This window comes from Streptomyces sp. NPDC058373 (assembly GCF_042723275.1).
GTDB lineage: Bacteria > Actinomycetota > Actinomycetes > Streptomycetales > Streptomycetaceae > Streptomyces.
Genome location: NZ_JBHXJE010000006.1, coordinates 83,621 through 103,117 on the forward strand (window position 1 = coordinate 83,621; position 19,497 = coordinate 103,117).

Annotated in this window: 17 protein-coding genes; 9 read left to right on the forward strand and 8 right to left on the reverse strand. The window is 73.0% G+C overall.

The features are described 5' to 3' along the window. Positions 1-155: 155 nt before the first annotated feature. From acs to ACFWMZ_RS06240, 5 genes are all read left to right on the forward strand, one after another. Positions 156-2,153 carry an acetate--CoA ligase gene (gene acs, locus ACFWMZ_RS06220; RefSeq protein ID WP_383181477.1) on the forward strand — a complete coding sequence of 666 codons (1,998 nt, stop codon included), beginning with the start codon at positions 156-158 and terminating at the stop codon, positions 2,151-2,153. 301 nt (positions 2,154-2,454) lie between these two features. Further along, the gene (gene nhaA / locus ACFWMZ_RS06225; RefSeq protein ID WP_383199754.1) at positions 2,455-3,843 is read left to right on the forward strand and encodes a Na+/H+ antiporter NhaA; all 1,389 of its coding nucleotides are present in this window, start codon (positions 2,455-2,457) and stop codon (positions 3,841-3,843) included. Between the two features lie 339 nt (positions 3,844-4,182). Next, positions 4,183-4,725 carry a phage holin family protein gene (locus tag ACFWMZ_RS06230; protein WP_383181471.1) on the forward strand — a complete coding sequence of 181 codons (543 nt, stop codon included), beginning with the start codon at positions 4,183-4,185 and terminating at the stop codon, positions 4,723-4,725. Then, on the forward strand, positions 4,722-5,660 hold the full coding sequence (locus ACFWMZ_RS06235) for an alpha/beta fold hydrolase (protein WP_383181468.1): 939 nt from the start codon (positions 4,722-4,724) through the stop codon (positions 5,658-5,660). Before ACFWMZ_RS06230 ends, ACFWMZ_RS06235 begins: the two co-directional genes overlap by 4 nt. A gap of 197 nt (positions 5,661-5,857) precedes the next feature. Then, positions 5,858-6,046: a hypothetical protein gene (locus tag ACFWMZ_RS06240; protein ID WP_003949641.1), complete on the forward strand. Its 189-nt coding sequence runs from the start codon at positions 5,858-5,860 to the stop codon at positions 6,044-6,046. A 172-nt stretch (positions 6,047-6,218) separates the two neighbouring features. On the opposite strand, the gene ACFWMZ_RS06245 is transcribed toward ACFWMZ_RS06240, so the two are convergent. The 3 genes from ACFWMZ_RS06245 to nth form a co-directional block, all read right to left on the reverse strand. Then, positions 6,219-7,418: a MarP family serine protease gene (locus ACFWMZ_RS06245; RefSeq protein WP_383181464.1), complete on the reverse strand. Its 1,200-nt coding sequence runs from the start codon at positions 7,416-7,418 to the stop codon at positions 6,219-6,221. A gap of 284 nt (positions 7,419-7,702) precedes the next feature. Beyond that, positions 7,703-8,434 (reverse strand): NUDIX hydrolase, encoded by a 732-nt coding sequence (locus ACFWMZ_RS06250; RefSeq protein WP_383181461.1) that lies wholly within the window; start codon positions 8,432-8,434, stop codon positions 7,703-7,705. A 133-nt stretch (positions 8,435-8,567) separates the two neighbouring features. Further along, the gene (nth, locus tag ACFWMZ_RS06255) at positions 8,568-9,485 is read right to left on the reverse strand and encodes an endonuclease III (RefSeq protein WP_383199756.1); all 918 of its coding nucleotides are present in this window, start codon (positions 9,483-9,485) and stop codon (positions 8,568-8,570) included. Positions 9,486-10,055: 570 nt separating this feature from the next. Between nth and ACFWMZ_RS06260 the strand changes: the two genes are divergently transcribed. Further along, on the forward strand, positions 10,056-10,730 hold the full coding sequence (locus ACFWMZ_RS06260) for a Crp/Fnr family transcriptional regulator (protein ID WP_010643916.1): 675 nt from the start codon (positions 10,056-10,058) through the stop codon (positions 10,728-10,730). A 96-nt stretch (positions 10,731-10,826) separates the two neighbouring features. On the opposite strand, the gene ACFWMZ_RS06265 is transcribed toward ACFWMZ_RS06260, so the two are convergent. The 4 genes from ACFWMZ_RS06265 to ACFWMZ_RS06280 all read right to left on the reverse strand — a co-directional run bounded on the left by ACFWMZ_RS06265 (position 10,827) and on the right by ACFWMZ_RS06280 (position 13,349). Next, positions 10,827-11,645 carry an MBL fold metallo-hydrolase gene (locus ACFWMZ_RS06265; RefSeq protein ID WP_383181455.1) on the reverse strand — a complete coding sequence of 273 codons (819 nt, stop codon included), beginning with the start codon at positions 11,643-11,645 and terminating at the stop codon, positions 10,827-10,829. Beyond that, positions 11,642-12,532, reverse strand: a complete 891-nt coding sequence (locus tag ACFWMZ_RS06270) for an NUDIX hydrolase (protein ID WP_383181452.1) — start codon at positions 12,530-12,532, stop codon at positions 11,642-11,644. The genes ACFWMZ_RS06265 and ACFWMZ_RS06270 overlap by 4 nt, the downstream gene beginning before the upstream one ends. Positions 12,533-12,726: 194 nt before the next feature. Then, the gene (locus ACFWMZ_RS06275) at positions 12,727-13,194 is read right to left on the reverse strand and encodes a RidA family protein (protein ID WP_383181449.1); all 468 of its coding nucleotides are present in this window, start codon (positions 13,192-13,194) and stop codon (positions 12,727-12,729) included. Then, complete coding sequence (locus ACFWMZ_RS06280; protein WP_383181446.1) at positions 13,191-13,349, reverse strand: hypothetical protein; 159 nt, start codon at positions 13,347-13,349, stop codon at positions 13,191-13,193. Before ACFWMZ_RS06280 ends, ACFWMZ_RS06275 begins: the two co-directional genes overlap by 4 nt. 84 nt (positions 13,350-13,433) lie before the next feature. On the opposite strand from ACFWMZ_RS06280, the gene ACFWMZ_RS06285 reads away from it, so the two are divergent. Next, entirely contained in the window at positions 13,434-14,423 is a 990-nt protein-coding gene (locus tag ACFWMZ_RS06285) for an ArsA family ATPase (protein WP_383199758.1), read from the forward strand. 42 nt (positions 14,424-14,465) lie between these two features. Beyond that, on the forward strand, positions 14,466-15,851 hold the full coding sequence (locus ACFWMZ_RS06290) for an ArsA family ATPase (protein ID WP_383199760.1): 1,386 nt from the start codon (positions 14,466-14,468) through the stop codon (positions 15,849-15,851). Between the two features lie 182 nt (positions 15,852-16,033). On the opposite strand, the gene ACFWMZ_RS06295 is transcribed toward ACFWMZ_RS06290, so the two are convergent. Then, positions 16,034-16,408 (reverse strand): WhiB family transcriptional regulator, encoded by a 375-nt coding sequence (locus ACFWMZ_RS06295; RefSeq protein ID WP_003949630.1) that lies wholly within the window; start codon positions 16,406-16,408, stop codon positions 16,034-16,036. Positions 16,409-17,189: 781 nt separating this feature from the next. Here ACFWMZ_RS06295 and ACFWMZ_RS06300 point away from each other — a divergent pair. Further along, positions 17,190-19,406, forward strand: a complete 2,217-nt coding sequence (locus ACFWMZ_RS06300) for a transglycosylase domain-containing protein (protein WP_383181436.1) — start codon at positions 17,190-17,192, stop codon at positions 19,404-19,406. Positions 19,407-19,497 lie beyond the last annotated feature (91 nt).

Here is a 19,497-nt window from a genome sequence, read left to right on the forward strand (position 1 = left end):
CCCGGCCCGGTTGAACCCGAAGCGGCCCGCGCCCGTGTCAGGGGGTACCCCCCGCGCGGGCTGGGGGCCGTACCCGTACCGCACGTCCACCACGCACACAGGTCTAAACCAATTCGCCTACACCCCTTGTCACCTGGGGCTGCGGATGATGAGCTGTGGCCTGGGACACAACGGACACCCTGGGAAAGGGAGATGTCGTGAGCAACGAAAGCCTGGCCAACCTTCTTCGCGAGGAGCGGAGGTTCGCACCCCCCGCCGAACTGGCGGCCCAAGCGAACGTCACCGCGGAGGCGTACGAACAGGCCAAGGCTGACCGGCTCGGCTTCTGGGCCGAGCAGGCCCGCCGCCTGACCTGGGAGACCGAGCCGACCGAGACGCTTGACTGGTCGAACCCGCCGTTCGCCAAGTGGTTCGCCGACGGCAAGCTGAACGTCGCGTACAACTGCGTGGACCGCCACGTCGAGGCGGGCAACGGCGACCGCGTCGCCATCCACTTCGAGGGCGAGCCGGGCGACAGCCGGGCCATCACCTACGCGGAGCTGAAGGACGAGGTCTCCCGCGCGGCCAACGCCCTGACCGAACTGGGCGTGCAGCAGGGCGACCGGGTCGCGGTCTACCTGCCGATGATCCCCGAGGCGGTCGTCGCGATGCTGGCCTGCGCCAGGATCGGCGCCGCCCACTCCGTGGTCTTCGGCGGGTTCTCGGCCGACGCCATCGCCGCGCGGATCGCCGACGCCGACGCCAAGGTCGTCATCACCGCCGACGGCGGCTACCGCCGGGGCAAGCCCTCCGCGCTGAAGCCCGCCGTGGACGACGCGGTGAGCCGCTTCGACTCCGTCGCGCACGTCCTCGTGGTGCGCCGCACCGGGCAGGACGTCGCCTGGACCGAGGGCCGCGACCAGTGGTGGCACGAGGTGACGGGCCGGCAGTCCGCCGAGCACACCCCGCAGGCGTTCGACGCCGAGCAGCCGCTCTTCATCCTCTACACCTCGGGGACGACGGGGAAGCCCAAGGGCATCCTGCACACCTCCGGCGGTTACCTGACCCAGGCGGCCTACACCCACCACGCCGTCTTCGACCTCAAGCCGGAGACCGACGTCTACTGGTGCACCGCCGACATCGGGTGGGTCACCGGCCACTCGTACATCACCTACGGTCCGCTGGCCAACGGCGCCACCCAGGTCATGTACGAGGGCACCCCGGACACCCCGCACCAGGGCCGGTTCTGGGAGATCGTCCAGAAGTACGGCGTGACGCTGCTGTACACGGCGCCCACCGCGATCCGGACGTTCATGAAGTGGGGCGACGACATCCCCGCCAAGTACGACCTCTCCAGCCTGCGGGTGCTCGGCTCGGTCGGTGAGCCGATCAACCCCGAGGCGTGGATGTGGTACCGCAAGAACATCGGCGGCGACCGCTGCCCGATCGTCGACACGTGGTGGCAGACCGAGACCGGCGCCATGATGATCGCGCCGCTGCCCGGCGTCACCGAGACCAAGCCCGGCTCCGCGCAGGTCCCGCTGCCCGGCATCGCCGCGACCGTCGTGGACGACGAGGCGAACGAGGTACCGGACGGTGGCGGCGGCTACCTGGTGCTCACCGAGCCGTGGCCGTCGATGCTCCGCACCATCTGGGGCGACGACCAGCGCTTCCTCGACACCTACTGGTCGCGCTTCCCCGAGCAGTACTTCGCCGGGGACGGCGCCAAGAAGGACGACGACGGCGACATCTGGCTGCTCGGCCGGGTGGACGACGTGATGCTCGTCTCCGGGCACAACATCTCGACCACCGAGGTCGAGTCCGCGCTGGTCTCGCACCCCAAGGTCGCCGAGGCGGCCGTCGTCGGCGCCGCCGACGAGACCACCGGCCAGGCCATCGTCGCCTTCGTCATCCTGCGCGGCACCGCCTCCGAGGACGACGCGCTCGTCGGCGAGCTGCGCAACCACGTCGGCTCCGCGCTCGGCCCGATCGCCAAGCCCAAGCGCATCCTGCCGGTGGCGGAGCTGCCGAAGACCCGCTCCGGCAAGATCATGCGGCGCCTGCTCCGCGACGTCGCGGAGAACCGCGAGCTGGGCGACGTCACCACGCTGACCGACTCCTCCGTGATGGACCTCATCCAGACGAAGCTTCCGAGCGCCTCGTCCGACGACTGAGCCCCACCCGCGCGGACGGGCCCGTCCCGCCCGCGCCCGCGTACGCACGCCGGGGCCCGGCAGCGCATCCCCGCGCCGCCGGGCCCCGGCGCGTACCGGCGGGGCCTCCCGGGCGCTCCCCGCGCTCCGTTGGCCGAAGCCGCCCCCGCCCCTCACCCGGTAGGGTGACGGAACGGCTCCCCCTGGCTCGCGCCCCGGGAGCTGGGACAACCGCAGAGGGGACGCCGGGAAGTCTGGTCGGCACGGCATCGCGACGATGCCACCGCAGCCGTACCCGGACTCCGACGAAGGGCCCCTCCCCATGCCCGGCACCACCCCTGCCGCCTTCACGCGCCCCCCGCTGCGCGAACGCCTGCGCCTCGCCGACGCCCTGCGGACCGAGACGGTCGGCGGGATACTGCTGCTCCTCGCCGCCGTCGCCGCCCTGATCTGGGCCAACACCGCCTCCGGCAGCTACGCGGCGGTCCGCGACTTCCACCTCGGCCCCGCCGTCCTCGGACTCGACCTGTCGATCGGGCACTGGGCGGCCGACGGCCTGCTCGCCGTCTTCTTCTTCGTCGCGGGCGTCGAGCTCAAGCGTGAGCTGGTCGCGGGCGAGCTCCGCGACCCGCGCCGCGCCCTGCTCCCCGTCGTCGCGGCGGTCTGCGGCATGGTGGCACCGGCCCTGGTCTACGTCGTCGTCAACGTGGCGGGCGGCGGCGCGCTCACCGGCTGGGCGGTCCCCACCGCCACCGACATCGCCTTCGCGCTGGCCGTCCTCGCCGTCCTCGGCACGTCGCTGCCCTCGGCGCTCCGCGCCTTCCTGCTGACCCTGGCCGTGGTCGACGACCTCCTCGCCATTCTGATCATCGCCGTCTTCTTCACCAGCGACCTGAACTTCCTGGCCCTCGGCGGCGCCGTGGTCGGCCTCGCCCTCTTCTGGTTCCTCCTGCGCACCGGCGTACGCGGCTGGTACGTGTACGTGCCCCTCGCCGTCACCGTCTGGGCGCTGATGTACAACAGCGGCATCCACGCCACCATCGCCGGTGTCGCCATGGGCCTGATGCTCCGCTGCACCACCCGCGAGGGCGAGGAGCACTCCCCCGGCGAGCGCGTCGAACACCTCGTACGGCCGGTCTCGGCAGGTTTCGCGGTCCCGCTGTTCGCTCTCTTCGCGGCGGGCGTCTCGGTCTCCGGCGGTGCCTTGACCGACATCTTCACCCGGCCGGAAACGCTCGGGGTCGTTCTCGGTCTGGTCGTCGGCAAGACCGTGGGCATCTTCGGCGGTACCTGGCTGACCACCCGCTTCACCCGCGCCTCCCTCAGCGACGACCTGGCGTGGCCGGACGTCTTCGCCGTCGCCTCACTGGCCGGTATCGGCTTCACCGTCTCCCTGCTCATCGGCGAGCTGGCCTTCAGCGACGACCCGGTGCTGGCGGACGAGATCAAGGCGTCCGTCCTGGTCGGTTCGCTCACCGCGACGCTGCTCGCGACGGTGCTGCTGAGGCTGCGGAACGCCAAGTACCGGAAGCTGTGGGAGACCGAGGAGCGCGACGAGGACCGCAACGCGATCCCCGACATAGACGAGCAGGACGACCCGGCCCACCACCGCCGTCTCGCCGAACGCCACGCCCGGCTGGCCGCCGAGCACCGGGCGCGCGCCGACGCGCTGGAGGCCGACGACACGCCGACGCCGCCGGCCGGCACCTGACGCCCCGCCACCCCCGGGCAGGCCCGCCCGGGCGCCGGTCGGGCACCGGCCGCGGCGGGTTCCCCCGGCCGGACAGGCATGTTCCGCCTTCCGGCGGGGATGCGCCGATGCGGAGGACGGGGCGTACGCCGGTGGTGTGCGGCCCGGACTTCCGGCACCGCGAGGAAGCGCTGGACGCCGCCGTCCGGCATGATCTGACGGAGCAGTAACCACAGAGAACCGGACGCGCGGGCCGAGGCCCGGAGCCACCGCCACGCGGCCGGGCCGGAGCGGAAGACGCCGGAGCAGACGTCGGACGAGATGCCGGTGGGGACACCGGGAGAGAAGAGGGAGATCGCGATGAGCGCACCCGTAGGCGCAGACCGCAGCATCGGCCAGTTGGTGGCCTCGGCCACCGCCGAGCTGTCCGCGCTGGTGCACGACGAGATCGCGCTGGCGAAGACGCAGCTCAAGCAGGACGTGACGCGGGGCCTGATCGGCAGCGCGGTCGGCATCGCCGCGGCCACGGTGCTGATCTTCTCCCTGCCGATGCTGAGCTTCGCGCTCGCCTACGGTTTCCGCACCTGGACCGGCCTGAACATGGCGATCTGCTTCCTGCTGTCCTTCGCCGTCAACGTGCTGGTCGCGGCGCTGCTCGCCGTGATCGCGCTGGTCTTCGTGAAGAAGGCGAAGAAGGGCCAGGGTCCGCAGAAGACCGTGGCCTCGGCCAAGCAGACGGCCGCCGTCCTCCAGAACGCCAAGCCGCACCCCCGCCCGGAACCGGTCGACGCCCTGCCCACCGTCTCGGGCCGCCCCTACCCGGCCGCGGCCGTCGAGGCCGGCGGGGCCCACCTCGACCGTGGCGGTGAGGGAGGCGCGGCTGTGGCACGCTCGTCCTCATGACGGACCCTGCCACCCATCCGGCCCAACCCGCGACGATCGTCCGCCCCGACGGCCCCTGGACCCACCGGGACGTGGCCGCCAACGGGGCGCGCTTCCACATCGCCGAGGCCGGTGAGGGGCCGCTCGTCCTGCTGCTGCACGGCTTCCCGCAGTTCTGGTGGAGCTGGCGCCATCAGCTCACGGCGCTCGCCGACGCCGGGTACCGGGCCGTCGCGATGGACCTGCGCGGCGTGGGCGGCAGCGACCGCACCCCGCGCGGCTACGACCCGGCCAACCTCGCCCTCGACGTCACCGGCGTCATCCGCTCCCTCGGCGAGCCGGACGCCGCCCTGGTCGGTCACGATCTCGGCGGGTACCTGGCCTGGACCGCCGCCGTGATGCGCCCCAAGCTGGTGCGGCGGCTGGTGGTCTCCTCGATGCCGCATCCGCGCCGCTGGCGCTCCGCGATGCTGACCGACCTGCGGCAGACCAGGGCCGGGTCGTACATCTGGGGGTTCCAGCGGCCCTGGGTTCCGGAACGTCAGCTCGTGGCGGACGACGCCGCGTTGACCGGGCGGCTGATCCGCGAGTGGTCGGGGCCGAGGCTCCCCGACGACGAGGCGGTCGACACCTACCGGCAGGCGATCCGCATCCCGTCCACGGCGCACTGCTCGATCGAGCCGTACCGCTGGATGGTGCGGTCGATGGCGCGGCCCGACGGCGCCCAGTTCAACCGCCGCATGAAGATGCCCGTACGCGTTCCCACGCTGCACCTGCACGGCGCGCTCGACCCGGTGATGCGCACCCGCAGCGCCGCGGGTTCCGGGGAGTACGTGGAGGCGCCGTACCGCTGGCGGCTCTTCGAGGGGCTCGGCCACTTCCCGCACGAGGAGGACCCGGAGGCCTTCTCGCACGAGCTGATCGACTGGCTCAAGGACCCCGAACCGGACCGCTGACCGCCGGGACGCCCCTGGGTACGCCGTCCGTCCGCCGGGCGGGCAAGTCCCCTGGCCGCCCCGCACCCTGGCGCACGCCGGGCCGCCCGTGCGCCCTCCGCACAGCCGTTCGCTCCGGCGCGACTTGCCGCGCGCATACGCCAATTGGGCGCCCCGGCCGCGGTTACCGACCATGGGGCGCGGGCACACGTCGGGGTATGGGCTGGACGCACGACTACAACGACGTAGCACGCAACCGCCGCCTGGCCGCAGCGCCGGGCACGCGCCGCCGGGGTGATCTCCGGGACCGGGGGCTCGAACCCGACTCCCGGGAGATCGGCATTCCCCGCATCCTCCGCCGCCGCGCCCGCTGGGTCTCGGCGCGGCTGCGGCACACGCGCGACTGAGCCCGACTCCGTGGCCTGACCGCCTCTTCCAGGCGCCTGCCCACGGTCCTCGGTCCCCACACACCGGCATGCCCCTGCGACCCGACACCCGCGCCCCACCGAGCCCGCCCCCGACACAGGGCGGGCTTGCTCATGGGGGCGCCACGCCCCACTCCCGGGCGCCGGGCGGGCGCTACATCGCGCAGGCGTCGCTGGAGACGGGCTGGGTCGCCCGGCGGCCCTCGCGGACGTCCTCGCGGACCTCGTCGGCGGTGAGGGCGTATCCCGTGTCGGGGTCATCCAGGGACTTGGCGAAGATGACCCCGTACACCTCGCCCTTGGGGGTGAGGAGCGGGCCGCCGGAGTTGCCCTGGCGGACGGTGGCGTAGAGGGAGAAGACGTCGCGGCTGACGGTGCCGCGGCGGTAGATGTCGGGGCCATCGGCGGTGATGCGGCCGCGGACGCGGGCCGCGCGGACGTCGTACCCGCCGTTCTCCGGGAAGCCCGCGACGATGGCGCTGTCGCCGCGTTCGGCGTCCTTGGAGGCGAAGTTGAGGGCGGGGGCGTCCAGCTCGGGGACGTCCAGGACGGCGACGTCCTTCTCCCAGTCGTAGAGGACCACGGTGGCGTCGTAGCGGCGGCCCTCGCCGCCGATCTGGACGGTCGGCTCGTCGACGCCGCCGACGACGTGGGCGTTGGTCATGACGCGGCGGTCGTCGAAGACGAAGCCGGTGCCCTCCAGGACCTTGCTGCAGCTCTGCGCGGTGCCGACCACCTTGACGATGGAGCGCTTCGCCTTCTGCGCGACGGAGCCGGCGGCGAGGCCGGTGTCGGGCGGCTGGACCTCGGTGATCGGCTCGTTGGCGAACGGGCTGAAGACCTGCGGGAAGCCGTTCTGCGCGAGGACCGAGCGGAAGTCGGCGAACCAGGTGCCGGCCTGCTCGGGCAGCGCCCGGTCGACACCCTGGAGCACCTTGGAGCCGCGCACCTCCTTGCCGACGGTCGGCAGGGTCGTCCCGGCGAGGAGTCCGCCGATCAGCCAGGCGACGAGGAGCATCGCGGCGACGTTGACCACGGCGCCGCCGGTGGCGTCGAGGGCGCGGGCCGGGGACCAGGTGATGTGGCGGCGGAGCCTGTTGCCCAGGTGGGTGGTGAGGGCCTGGCCGACGGAGGCGCAGACGATGACGATGACCACCGCGACGACGGCGACGACCGTGGTGACCTCGGCCTCGTCGGTGACGGCGTCCCAGAGCGCGGGCAGCAGCAGGACGGCGGCCAGTCCGCCGCCGAGGAAGCCGATCACCGACAGGATGCCGATGACGAATCCTTGGCGGTATCCGACCACCGCGAACCACACGGCGGCGATCAGCAGCAGGATGTCCAGCACGTTCACCGAATCTGCCCTCTCCTCTGTCGTGCCTGGGCACCTGGTCGTTGCCTGGAAGCTGCTGTCCGGTCCGCACCGGATCACGCCATCGCGTCCCGTGGGCTCGGTCACAGGGCGGCGGTCACGGCACGAGCGCGCGGCCCCCGTCGCCACGGCGTCCGGCGCCCGCCGGAGCGGGCCGCCCCGGGCGTCGCGGACACCCCGCAGCACCAGGGGGCCGAGCCACAACCGCACGCGGCCGACCGGAACCCGCCAGGGCCCTCCGGCGACCGCACACCCCCGTCACCTTGTCATGCGTGCCGGTCGAGCGTGACCTGCTTTGTACGGTCCCAGGGCTGCTCCCAGCCCGCGTAGTGCAGGATGCGGTCGATCACGCCGGCGGTGAATCCCCAGACCAGGGCCGATTCGACCAGGAAGGCCGGTCCGGCGTGGCCCAGCGGGTGGATGGCGGTGGCGCGGTTGGCCGGGTCCGTGAGATCGGCCACCGGGACGGTGAAGACGCGGGCGGTCTCGCCCGGGTCGACGGCCCGGACGGGGGTCGGTTCCCGCCACCAGGCGACCACCGGGGTCACCACGAATCCGCTCACCGGGATGTACAGCTTCGGCAGCACCCCGAACGGCTGGACGCCGAGCGGGTCGAGGCCGGTCTCCTCCTCGGCCTCCCGCAGGGCGGCCCGCAGCGGACCCGTGGTCAGCGGGTCGCCGTCCTCCGGGTCGAGCGAACCGCCGGGGAAGGAGGGCTGACCGGCGTGGGAGCGGAGTTTGGCGGCGCGCTCTATCAGCAGCAGCTCGGGCCCGCGCGGGCCCTCGCCGAAGAGGACCAGGACCGCCGACTGCCGGCCCGCGCCGCTCTCGGGCGGGAGATAGCTGCTGAGCTGGCGCGGGCGCACCGTGTCCACGACGTGCGCCACCGGACGCAGCCACTCGGGCAGCCCCTCGTCGCTCACCGTCACGCGGCCCTCGCGCTCCTCCTCGCGGACGCCGCTGTGGACGCCCTGGTCGATTCCGCCGGTCTGGGTCATCGGCACCCCCGTCTCTGTGTGCACAACGCGGCGGGCACCGCGGATCGTTCCAACCGGCCGCCGGGCACCCGGCCCGCCGGCGCGTACGGGCCTGGCGCGGCCCGCCCCGCCCTCCACCGCGGGCGTAACCCCCTCATCGCGCCCCCAGCTCGGGCGCGGGCAGGCCCGGATAGTCCGGCGGGGGCCTCAGGCGCTGGCCGGGGAAGCCGCCCTTCTCGTACTTCAGCAGCTTCCTGGCCTTCTCGGGGTCGGTCTCGCCCTCGCCGTACGACGGGCAGAGCGGGGCGATCGGGCAGGCGCCGCAGGCGGGTTTGCGGGAGTGGCAGATGCGGCGGCCGTGGAAGATGACGCGGTGCGAGAGCATCGTCCAGTCCTTCTTCGGGAAGATCGCCGCCACCTCCGCCTCGACCTTCTCGGGATCGGTCTGCTCGGTCCACTTCCAGCGGCGCACCAGCCGCCCGAAGTGGGTGTCGACGGTCAGGCCCGGCACGCCGAAGGCGTTGCCCAGCACGACGAAGGCGGTCTTGCGGCCGACGCCGGGCAGCGAGACCAGGTCGTCCAGCTTCCCCGGCACCTCGCCGTCGAAGCGGTCCCGCAGGGCGGCCGAGAGGCCCAGCAGCGAGCGGGCCTTGGCGCGGAAGAAGCCGGTGGGCCGGATGGTCTCCTCCAGCTCCTCGGGCACCGCGGCGGCCAGGTCCTCGGGCGTCGGGTACTTGGCGAAGAGCGCGGGCGTCGTCTGATTGACCCTCAGGTCGGTGGTCTGCGCGGAGAGCACCGTCGCCACCAGGAGCTGGAAGGGATTCTCGAAGTCGAGCTCCGGGTGGGCGTACGGATAGACCTCGGCCAGCTCGCGGTTGATCCGGCGGGCTCTGCGGACCATAGCGAGGCGCGACTCGTGCCAGGGCTTGCCGAGGGCGGCTCCCTGGACGGAACCCGACGCCCCGCCCCTCTTCGCCGCGGCGGGGGACGCGGCGGGCTCCCGCACGACGGGCGGCTTCCCGGCGTCGTCCGGCTTCTTCGCGGCGGGCTCACGCCCCGTGCTCTTGGCCATGGACCGAAGGCTACGCCGGACCGCCGACGCCCGGCGGGAACCCCACAAGAGCCCCTCACCCGGCCGCCCACCGCCACCTGCGCCGTCACGCCGCGCCGCCCGCCCCCCTTTACACCCGTACGTGCGTACGAGATGACGGTGCGTGTACGCGGCCGGAGCGCGGGTAGGCCGTCCGGGCGGCGGTCGGGACGCCGCCGGTGCGGCGTACGCGTTGCGCTGTTCGGTGACGCGCGTCCGCCTATCGGACGCACCGGCGGGAGGTGGCCATTTTGCCGTTCCTTTTCCTTCGGCCACCCCCGCCGAGACGCGTTCGCCCACAGCGCAACGCCCGGCCGTGACCCACCCGCCGAACCGCCGTGGCCTGCGCTCTCGCCGCTTCCCGCAAGGGCTGCGGGCCCTGTCCGTCCGTCACCCGGACAGCCGATCCTGGGCCCTGAGACCCCCCGATCGGGCCCCTGCCGTACGGAACGGCACACCCGTCCGGCATCCTTGTGATTGATCGCACTGTTTGACCCGTCCGGCAAAATGGGGACCACGGTTCCCTGAGCAGGTCGACATAGGAGAGAACTCGTGGACGATGTTCTGCGGCGCGCGCCGCTCTTCGCGGCGCTCGACGACGAGCAGGCCGCGGAGCTCCGCGCCTCCATGAGCGAGGCGACCCTCGCCCGTGGCGACGCGCTGTTCCACGAAGGCGACCCCGGCGACCGCCTGTACGTGGTCACCGAGGGCAAGGTGAAGCTCCACCGCACATCCCCCGACGGCCGGGAGAACATGCTGGCCGTGCTCGGCCCCGGCGAGCTGATCGGTGAGCTGTCGCTCTTCGACCCCGGCCCCCGCACGGCCACCGCCAGCGCCCTGACCGAGGTCAAGCTCCTCGGCCTCGGCCACGGCGACCTCCAGCCGTGGCTCAACGCCCGGCCCGAGGTGGCCTCCGCCCTGCTGCGCGCCGTCGCCCGGCGCCTGCGCAGGACCAACGACCAGATGTCCGACCTGGTCTTCTCCGACGTGCCCGGCCGCGTGGCCCGGGCCCTCCTGGACCTCTCCCGGCGCTTCGGGGTGCAGTCCGAGGAAGGCATCCACGTCGTGCACGACCTGACCCAGGAGGAGCTGGCCCAGCTCGTCGGCGCCTCCCGCGAGACGGTCAACAAGGCCCTGGCGGACTTCGCCGGCCGCGGCTGGCTTCGGCTGGAGGCCCGCGCGGTCATCCTGCTCGACGTCGAGCGCCTGGCGAAGCGCTCGCGCTGACCCACCCGAGGGCCGGGCGGGCCGTACCGGCACACCCGGCGCACGGCCCGCCCGGCCCTTCGGCATGCCCCCGCCCGGCTTCGCGCGGGCGGCCCCTCATCCCCCCAGCAGATACTCCAGCTGCGCCCGTACCGACAGCTCCGCCGCCGGCCAGAGGGTGCGGTCCACGCCCGCGTAGACCAGCGCGACCACCTCGCCCGGCTCCGTGACGCCGGCCTCGACGGCCGCCCTGACCTGGTCGAGGCGGGCCGCGCGGTGGCTGAGGTAGAACTCCAGGGCGCCCTGGGCGTCGTCGAGGACCGGGCCGTGACCGGGCAGGACGGTGCTGACGCCGTCGTCGGTGGTCAGGGAGTGCAGCCGCCTCAGCGAGTCGAGGTACTCGCCGAGCCGCCCGTCGGGGTGGGAGACCATCGTGGTCCCCCGCCCGAGGACGGTGTCCCCGGTCAGCACCGCCCGGTCGGCGGGCAGGTGGAAGCTGAGCGAGTCGGCGGTGTGCCCGGGCGTCGGGACGACGCGCAGCTCCAGTCCGCCGGTGGTGACGACGTCCCCCGCGCCGAGCCCCTCGTCGCCCAGCCGCAGCGCCGGGTCGAGCGCGCGGACCTCGCTCCCCGTCAGCTCGGCGAAGCGGGCCGCGCCCTCCGCGTGGTCGGCGTGGCCGTGGGTGAGCAGGGTCAGGGCGATCCGCCGCCCGGCCGCCTCGGCGGTGGCGACGACCGCCTTCAGGTGGCCCTCGTCGAGCGGGCCCGGATCGATGACGACGGCGAGGTCGGAGTCGGGCTCCGCGACGAGCCAGGTGTTGGTGCCGTCCAGCGTCATCGCGGACGGGTTGGGCGCGAGGACGTTGACGGCGCGGGCCGTCGCCGGTCCCGCGACGGCGCCCCTGGGCTGCCCGGGCAGTGCGGCCGCGTCGGTCATGACTGCTGCCCCTCAAGCGGTATGCGCGGCCCCGCCGGCACGTGCTTGGTGAACTCCTCGTGCCCCGGCCAGGTCAGCACGACCTCCTCGCCGCGCAGCTCCGCCTCGGCCACCACCGGGGTGAGGTCCTGGCCGGCGGCGCCCGCGAGCGCCTCGGCGGCGCTCGTGTACGGCAGGAGCGCGCGCAGGGTCGCGATGGTGGGCGGCATCATCAGCAGCTCGCCCCGGTCGTAGCGGGCGGCGGCGTCGGCGGGCCGGGCCCATTCGGTGCGGTCGGCCTCGCCGGAGGTCTCGACGGTGACCTGGCCCGCGGGCAGGGCGGCGGCGAAGAACCAGGTGTCGTAGCGGCGGGGCTCGAACTCCGGGGTGATCCAGCGCGCCCAGGCGGCGAGCAGGTCGGAGCGGAGGACCAGGCCGCGCCGGTCGAGGAAGTCGGCGAAGGAGAGCTCGTGGGCGACGAGCGCGGCCCGGTCGGCCTCCCACTCCTCGCCCGTGGTGTCGGCGACGACGCGGTCGGGCCCGTCCCCGGCCAGCAGCACCCCGGCCTCCTCGAAGGTCTCCCGCACGGCCGCGCAGACGATCGCCTGCGCCTCGGCCGCGCTCACCCCGAGCCGTTGGCCCCAGCTCTCCAGCGAGGGCCCGGCCCACCGGACGGGCCGGTCGTCGCGCGGGTCGACCCCGCCCCCCGGGTAGGCGTACGCGCCCCCGGCGAAGGCCATCGAGGCGCGGCGCCGCAGCATGTGCACGCGCACTCCGCAGCCGTCGGGCTCGTCGCGCAGCAGCATGACCGTGGCGGCCCGCCGCGGGGTCGCCGGGGTGAGTTCGCCGCTGGTGAGGGCCCTGATGCGGGCGGGCCACTCGGGCGGGTACCACTGACCGTTCGCCATGGCCGGAGGCTATCCGGTGCGGCCGGAATCTTCGAGAGCCCACCGCCCGGCGCGCACGCGTCCGCGCCCGCCCGGCGCGCGGCTCCCGCGGCCCGCCCCGACATGCGGAACGCACCGCTCCCCTGGAGGGAACGGCGCGTTCACCGCGTACGCGAGGCTCTGGGCCCGTACGCGTAAGAAAGGGGGCGGGAGGGTCAGGCCGCCGTCAGCTCCACCTGGATCTCCACCTCGACCGGGGCGTCCAGCGGCAGGACGGCCACGCCGACGGCGCTGCGGGCGTGGACGCCCTTGTCGCCGAGGACCTCGCCGAGGAGCTCGCTGGCGCCGTTGACCACGGCGGGCTGGCCGGTGAAGTCCTGGGCCGAGGCGACGAACCCGGTGACCTTGACGACCCGGGCGATCCGGTCGAGGTCACCGGCGACCGACTTCACGGCGGCCAGGGCGTTCAGCGCGCAGACGCGGGCCAGGCCCTTGGCGTCCTCGGGGGTGACCTCGCCACCGACCTTGCCGGTCAGCGGCAGGGCGCCGTCCACCATCGGCAGCTGGCCGGAGGTGTACACGTACACCCCGGAGGTCACCGCGGGCTGGTACGAGGCGAGCGGCGGCACCACGTCGGGCAGGGTCAGCCCCAGCTCCGCGAGGCGCGTCTCGACCGCGCTCACGCCTGCTTCTCGCGCTTGAGGTAGGCGACGAGCTGTTCGGGGTTGGGACCGGGCACGACCTGCACCAGCTCCCAGCCGTCCTCGCCCCAGGTGTCGAGGATCTGCTTGGTCGCGTGCACGAGGAGCGGCACCGTCGCGTACTCGAATTTCGTCATACGGCGACTGTAACGGCTCACGGGACCCACCCCGCGCGGCGGTCTCATGCGTACCGCGGCGGCCCAGTGGTTAGGCTCGAAGGCGTGAGCAGGCTCCAGGTCGTCAGCGGCAAGGGCGGGACCGGTAAGACGACGGTCGCCGCCGCACTCGCGCTCGCCCTCGCCTCGCAGGGCCGGCGCACCCTGCTGGTGGAGGTCGAGGGTCGGCAGGGCATCGCCCAGGTCTTCGAGACCGAGCCGCTGCCCTACGAGGAGCGGAAGATCGCGGCCGCGCCCGGCGGCGGCGAGGTGTACGCGCTGGCGATCGACCCGGAGCTGGCCCTCCTCGACTACCTCCAGATGTTCTACAAGCTGGGCGGCGCGGGCCGGGCCCTGAAGAAGCTCGGCGCCATCGACTTCGCCACCACCATCGCCCCCGGCGTGCGCGACGTCCTGCTCACCGGCAAGGCGTGCGAGGCCGTCCGCCGCAAGGACAAGACCGGCCGGTACGCCTACGACCACGTGGTCATGGACGCCCCGCCCACCGGCCGCATCACCCGCTTCCTCAACGTCAACGACGAGGTCGCCGGGCTCGCCAAGGTCGGCCCGATACACCATCAGGCGCAGGCGGTCATGGGCGTCCTGAAGTCGGAGCAGACCGAGGTCCACCTGGTCACGCTGCTGGAGGAGATGCCGGTCCAGGAGACCGTCGACGGCATCGCCGAGCTGCGCGGGGCCGGACTGCCCGTCGGCCGCGTCGCGGTCAACATGGTCCGTCCCGCCCCCCTCGGCGACGCCGCCCTGCGCACCGCCCTGGACGATCCGCCGCACACCGCCGTCGCCAAGGCCCTCTCCGCCGCGGGCCTCGGCGGCGCCCGCCGCGGCGGCAAGGCCGAACGCCTGGTCGCCCCGCTGCTGGAGCAGGCCGGCGAGTACGCCGAACGGCACACCCTGGAGCGCACCCAGCGCTCCGTCCTGGCCGGCCTCGGCCTCCCCCTGCACGAACTCCCGCTGCTCACCGAGGGCATGGACCTGGCCGGCGTCTACGAACTCTCGGCGCTCCTGCGCGCGCAGGGCGTCGGGGCCAAGGCGTGACCCGGTGAGCTGCCCGCGAACCTTGAGCGAGGAGGACCCCAGGTGAGTCTGGAACCGGCGAATCCGCTCGCCGTCGATCCACTGCTGGACGACCCGGAGACGCGGATCGTGGTCTGCTGCGGGTCGGGCGGTGTCGGCAAGACGACGACCGCCGCCGCCCTCGGCCTGCGCGCCGCCGAGCGCGGACGGCGGGTCGTGGTGCTCACCATCGACCCGGCCCGCCGCCTCGCCCAGTCCATGGGCATCGACTCCCTGGACAACGTCCCGCGCCAGGTCCCCGGCATCGAGGGCAAGGGCGAGCTGCACGCGATGATGCTGGACATGAAGCGGACCTTCGACGAGATCGTCGAGGCGCACGCCGACCCGGAGCGGGCCCGGGCGATCCTGGAGAACCCCTTCTACCAGTCGCTGTCGGCCGGGTTCGCCGGGACGCAGGAGTACATGGCGATGGAGAAGCTCGGCCAGCTCAGCGCTACCGACGCGTGGGACCTGATCGTCGTCGACACCCCGCCCTCGCGCTCCGCGCTGGACTTCCTGGACGCTCCGAAGCGGCTCGGCTCGTTCCTCGACGGCAAGCTCATCCGGCTGCTGATGGCGCCCGCCAAGGTCGGTGGCCGGGCCGGGATGAAGTTCCTCAACGTCGGCATGTCGATGATGACCGGCGTCCTCGGCAAGGTTCTCGGCGGCCAGTTCCTGCGGGACGTGCAGACCTTCGTCGCCGCCATGGACTCCCTGTTCGGCGGCTTCCGCACCCGTGCCGACGCCACCTTCCAGCTCCTCCAGGCGCCGGGTACGGCCTTCCTGGTGGTCGCCGCGCCGGAACGGGACGCCCTGCGCGAGGCCGCGTACTTCGTGGAGCGCCTCGGCGCCGAGAGGATGCCGCTGGCCGGGCTGGTCCTCAACCGCGTGCACTCCAGCGGCGCCGTCCAGCTCTCCGCCGAGCAGGCGCTGGCGGCCGCGGAAAATCTTGACGGCGCCGGCATTGTGGATCAGCCGCCCGGGAAAGCTGGACTCGTCGGTAACTCCGCCGCGCGGCCCACCGCGGCCGAGGCCGCCACCGACCGCGCCGCCTCCCCCGGCCCCGGCTCCCCCGCCGACCAGGACGACGCGCGCGCGGAAGCGGCGGCCGGAGCGGCCGACGAGCGGATGGGTGACACACCGGAGGCACGAGGAGGCGAGAAGGGCACAGTCGAGGAAGGACCGGTTCCGGTCGAGGAGTTGACGGCGGGGCTGCTGCGCCTGCACGCCGAGCGCATGCGCCTGCTCGCCCGCGAACAGCGCACCCGGGACCGCTTCACGGCCCGGCACCCCGAGGTTCCCGTCGCCGAGGTGGCCGCCCTGCCGGGCGACGTCCACGACTTGGCGGGACTGCGCGCCATCGGCACCGGGCTCGCCACCGCCGACCCGGCGGACGACGGGGCCGCCTGAGCGCGTACGGTCTGCCCGTACGCCCTACCCGTGTGGCGAGGCGGTGGGACGCGGGCATCCCGCATCGACCTCCGGCCCAGCCGCCGGCGACCCGGCGCTCAAGGGCACACGCTGGTCCCGCCCGGCCCGCGAAAGGCCCGCGCCCTGCTCCCGTACTCCCCGCTCGCTTGCGGCCGGCCGGTCTAGCCGACGGCGAGCAGCCGCGCGTAGACCTCGCGGTCGTCGGCGGTCAGTGCGGAGCCGTCGTTCACCTCCGCGTCGGCGGGCAGCAGGCCCACCCCACGCTCGTACTCCACGCGCGCGGTCTCCAGCAGGCGTCGCCACGACGTGACGGTGGGCCGCCGGCGCAGCAGCGCTCGGCGCTCCCGCTCGGTCATGCCACCCCACACGCCGAACTCGACGCGGTTGTCCAGCGCGTCGGCCAGGCACTCCGTTCGCACCGGGCATCCGGTGCACACCGCCTTGGCCCTGTTCTGCGCTGCTCCTTGTACGAACAGTTCGTCCGGATCCGTAGTGCGGCAGGCGGCCTGCGCACTCCAGTCGGTAACCCAGCCCATACCGGCGCCGTCCTCTCCCGAATCGAGGCTCCCCCACGGCGGCAGCGGCATATTCACCGCAGCCAGTTGAGGACGTTACGGAAGCCGGGCACAGCACAACACCCCCAGCGGGCCCAATCTTGAATGGCCCGAACGGACTATGCGTACGCGGCAGATCACCCAACGGAGTGACCTGAGGACATGCGCGACCTTCCCGGCGCATGAGGACGAGTGCACCGGGACATGGAGGGCATCGACGGAGGGATGCCCGCATAACGACGCCGGAAGGCGAGGGTGAGGCCCAGGGGTCCACTGGTCCGGATGTGCCAGGTGTTCGAGAAGTCCGGTGGCCGGGCCGACGTGGTGGCGCCGGAGTTCGGGGCTCCGGGCGCCGGGCGGCCGGGGCGGTCGGGCGGGCCGTCCGCCGGGCGCGCCGCCACCCACCAAGATTCGGGAGTCCGGGAGGGAGGGGTACGCCGTCGGGGGCCAGGTGCGGCTCGGTCTCAGGCTCTGGTCATGCGCGTTCCACGCTCGCATCGTGCACGGGGGCTTGCTACGGCAGTGCTGTGCTGTGACAGTTGTGGATACCTTAGGCCAAGGTTTGCGCCCCTGTCCGGCGAATCCCCACCTCCGCGCCGGGAGTTGCGGCCGCGCGCACGGCGTCCCGCGCCGGTCACGCACCGTCGCCCGGACTCCCTCATTCCGCCCGCCTCCGCCAACCGGATGTCACAGTCCGGTACCGCCCGCCCCCCAGGGCCCCGCTCCCTCGGAACAGCACTGATGACGGATTAGGCTGCCCCTCATGGGAAACAAGCGCTCGGGCGGCGGCCTGTCTCCGGCCCAGCAGGCCGCCAAGTTCCTCGGAGTCAGCGTGGTGGCCGGAGCGGTGCTCGCCGGCATCGCCCTGCCCGCCGCCGGGGCCCTGGGCCTGGCCGCGAAGGGCTCGGTCGAGGGATTCGACGAGCTGCCGGCCAACCTCAAGACGCCACCGCTGAGTCAGCGCAGCACCATCCTGGACGCGGAGGGCGGCAAGATCGCCACCGTCTACGACCGGGACCGCACGGTCGTCCCCCTCAAGGACATCTCCCCGTACATGCAGAAGGCGATCGTCGCCATCGAGGACTCGCGCTTCTACGAACACGGCGCGATCGACCTCAAGGGCATCCTCCGCGCGGTCAACGAGAACGCGCAGAGCGGCGGCGTCTCCCAGGGCGCCTCGACGCTGACCCAGCAGTACGTGAAGAACGTCTTCGTCGAGGAGGCCGGTGACGACGCCGACAAGGTCGCCGAGGCCACCCAGCAGACGATCGGCCGCAAGGTCCGCGAGCTGAAGTTCGCCATCCAGATCGAGGAGGAGCTCGGCAAGAAGGGCATCCTGGAGAACTACCTGAACATCACCTTCTTCGGCCAGCAGGCGTACGGCATCGAGGCCGCCGCCCAGCGCTACTTCTCCAAGCCCGCCAAGGACCTGAACATCCAGGAGTCGGCGCTCCTCGCGGGCCTCGTCCAGTCGCCCAGCCGGTACGACCCGGTCAACGACGAGCAGGAGGCGACCAAGCGGCGCAACACCGTCATCCAGCGGATGGCGGCGGTCCGCGACATCACCCCGGAGGAGGCCGAGAAGGCGAAGAAGGCGCCGCTCGGGCTCAAGATCAGCCGCCCGAGCAGCGGCTGCATCACCGCCGTCAAGGGCGCGGGCTTCTTCTGCGACTACGTCCGGCGTGCCTTCCTCTCCGACCCGGTCTTCGGCAAGACCCCCGAGGACCGCCAGAAGACCTGGCGCCGGGGCGGCCTGACGATCCGCACCACCCTGGAGCCCCAGGCGCAGGAGTCGGTGCAGGCCGCCATAGAGAACGGCGTCAACCAGGACGACGACGTCGCCACCGCGGTCGCCCTGGTCGAGCCCGGCACCGGCAAGATCACCGGAATGGGCCAGTCCAGGCCGTACGGCTACGGCAAGAACGAGATGGAGATGAACCTCTCCGTCAACGCCGACATGGGCGGCGGCGCCGGCTACCAGCCCGGCTCCACCTTCAAGCCCATCGTGGCCGCGGCCGCCCTGGAGCGCGGCATGCCGGTGACGAAGACGTACTCGTCGCCGTACGAGATGGAGTACCCGAGCCCGGTCTCCACCTGCTCCGGCAACTACGTCAACACGACGTCCGAGGAGCTGGCCAACGAGAACGACAAGGAGGTCGGGCCGTACTCCATGAAGGAGGCGACCGCCCTCTCGGTCAACACCTACTTCGTGCAGATGATCAGCGAGATCGGCACCTGTCCGGTCGTCGAGCTGTCGAAGAAGATGGGGATCGAACGCTCCGACGGCAACGACTTCGGGCAGGGCCCGTCGATCGCGCTGGGCACCCAGGAGGTGTCGCCGCTGACGATGGCCTCCGCGTACGCCACCTTCGCCACGCGCGGCACGTACTGCACGCCGATCGCCATCGCCTCCATCACCGGACCGGACAAGAAGTCGATGCCGGTGCCGAAGTCGACCTGCACCAAGGTGATGTCGGAGAAGACCGCCGACACCGTCAACACCCTGCTGCGCGGCGTGGTCGAGGACGGCACCGGCCGCCAGGCGGGGCTCGACGGCCGCGCCAGCGCGGGCAAGACCGGCACCACCGACTTCCGCTACGCCGCCTGGTTCGCCGGCTACACGCCGAACCTCTCCGGCGCGGTCTGGGTCGGCGACCCGCAGCACAAGCGCCAGATGGTCGACATCAGCATCGGCGGCCGCTACCACGACAAGGTCTTCGGCGGTGACGTCCCCGGCCCGATCTGGAAGACCGCGATGTCCGGTGCGCTCGAGGGCAAGGAGGCCCCCGGGTTCAGCCTGGTCGACATCCCCGAGCCCAGCAAGCCCGGCAAGGGCAAGCCCAACCGCCCCGGCGGCGGGGGTGGCGGGGGCGGCGGCGACAACAAGCCGGGCGGGAACAGCCCCGGGGGCGGCGGGGAGAACCCGTTCCCGGACATCGAACTCCCGCCGGACCTGTTCGGCGGCGGCGAGGGCCGGTAACGGCTCCCCGAGCAGCCGACGCGACGCATGAGACGCGACGCATGAGAAGGGCGCCCCCGGTACCGACCGGGGGCGCCCTTCCGCACGTATC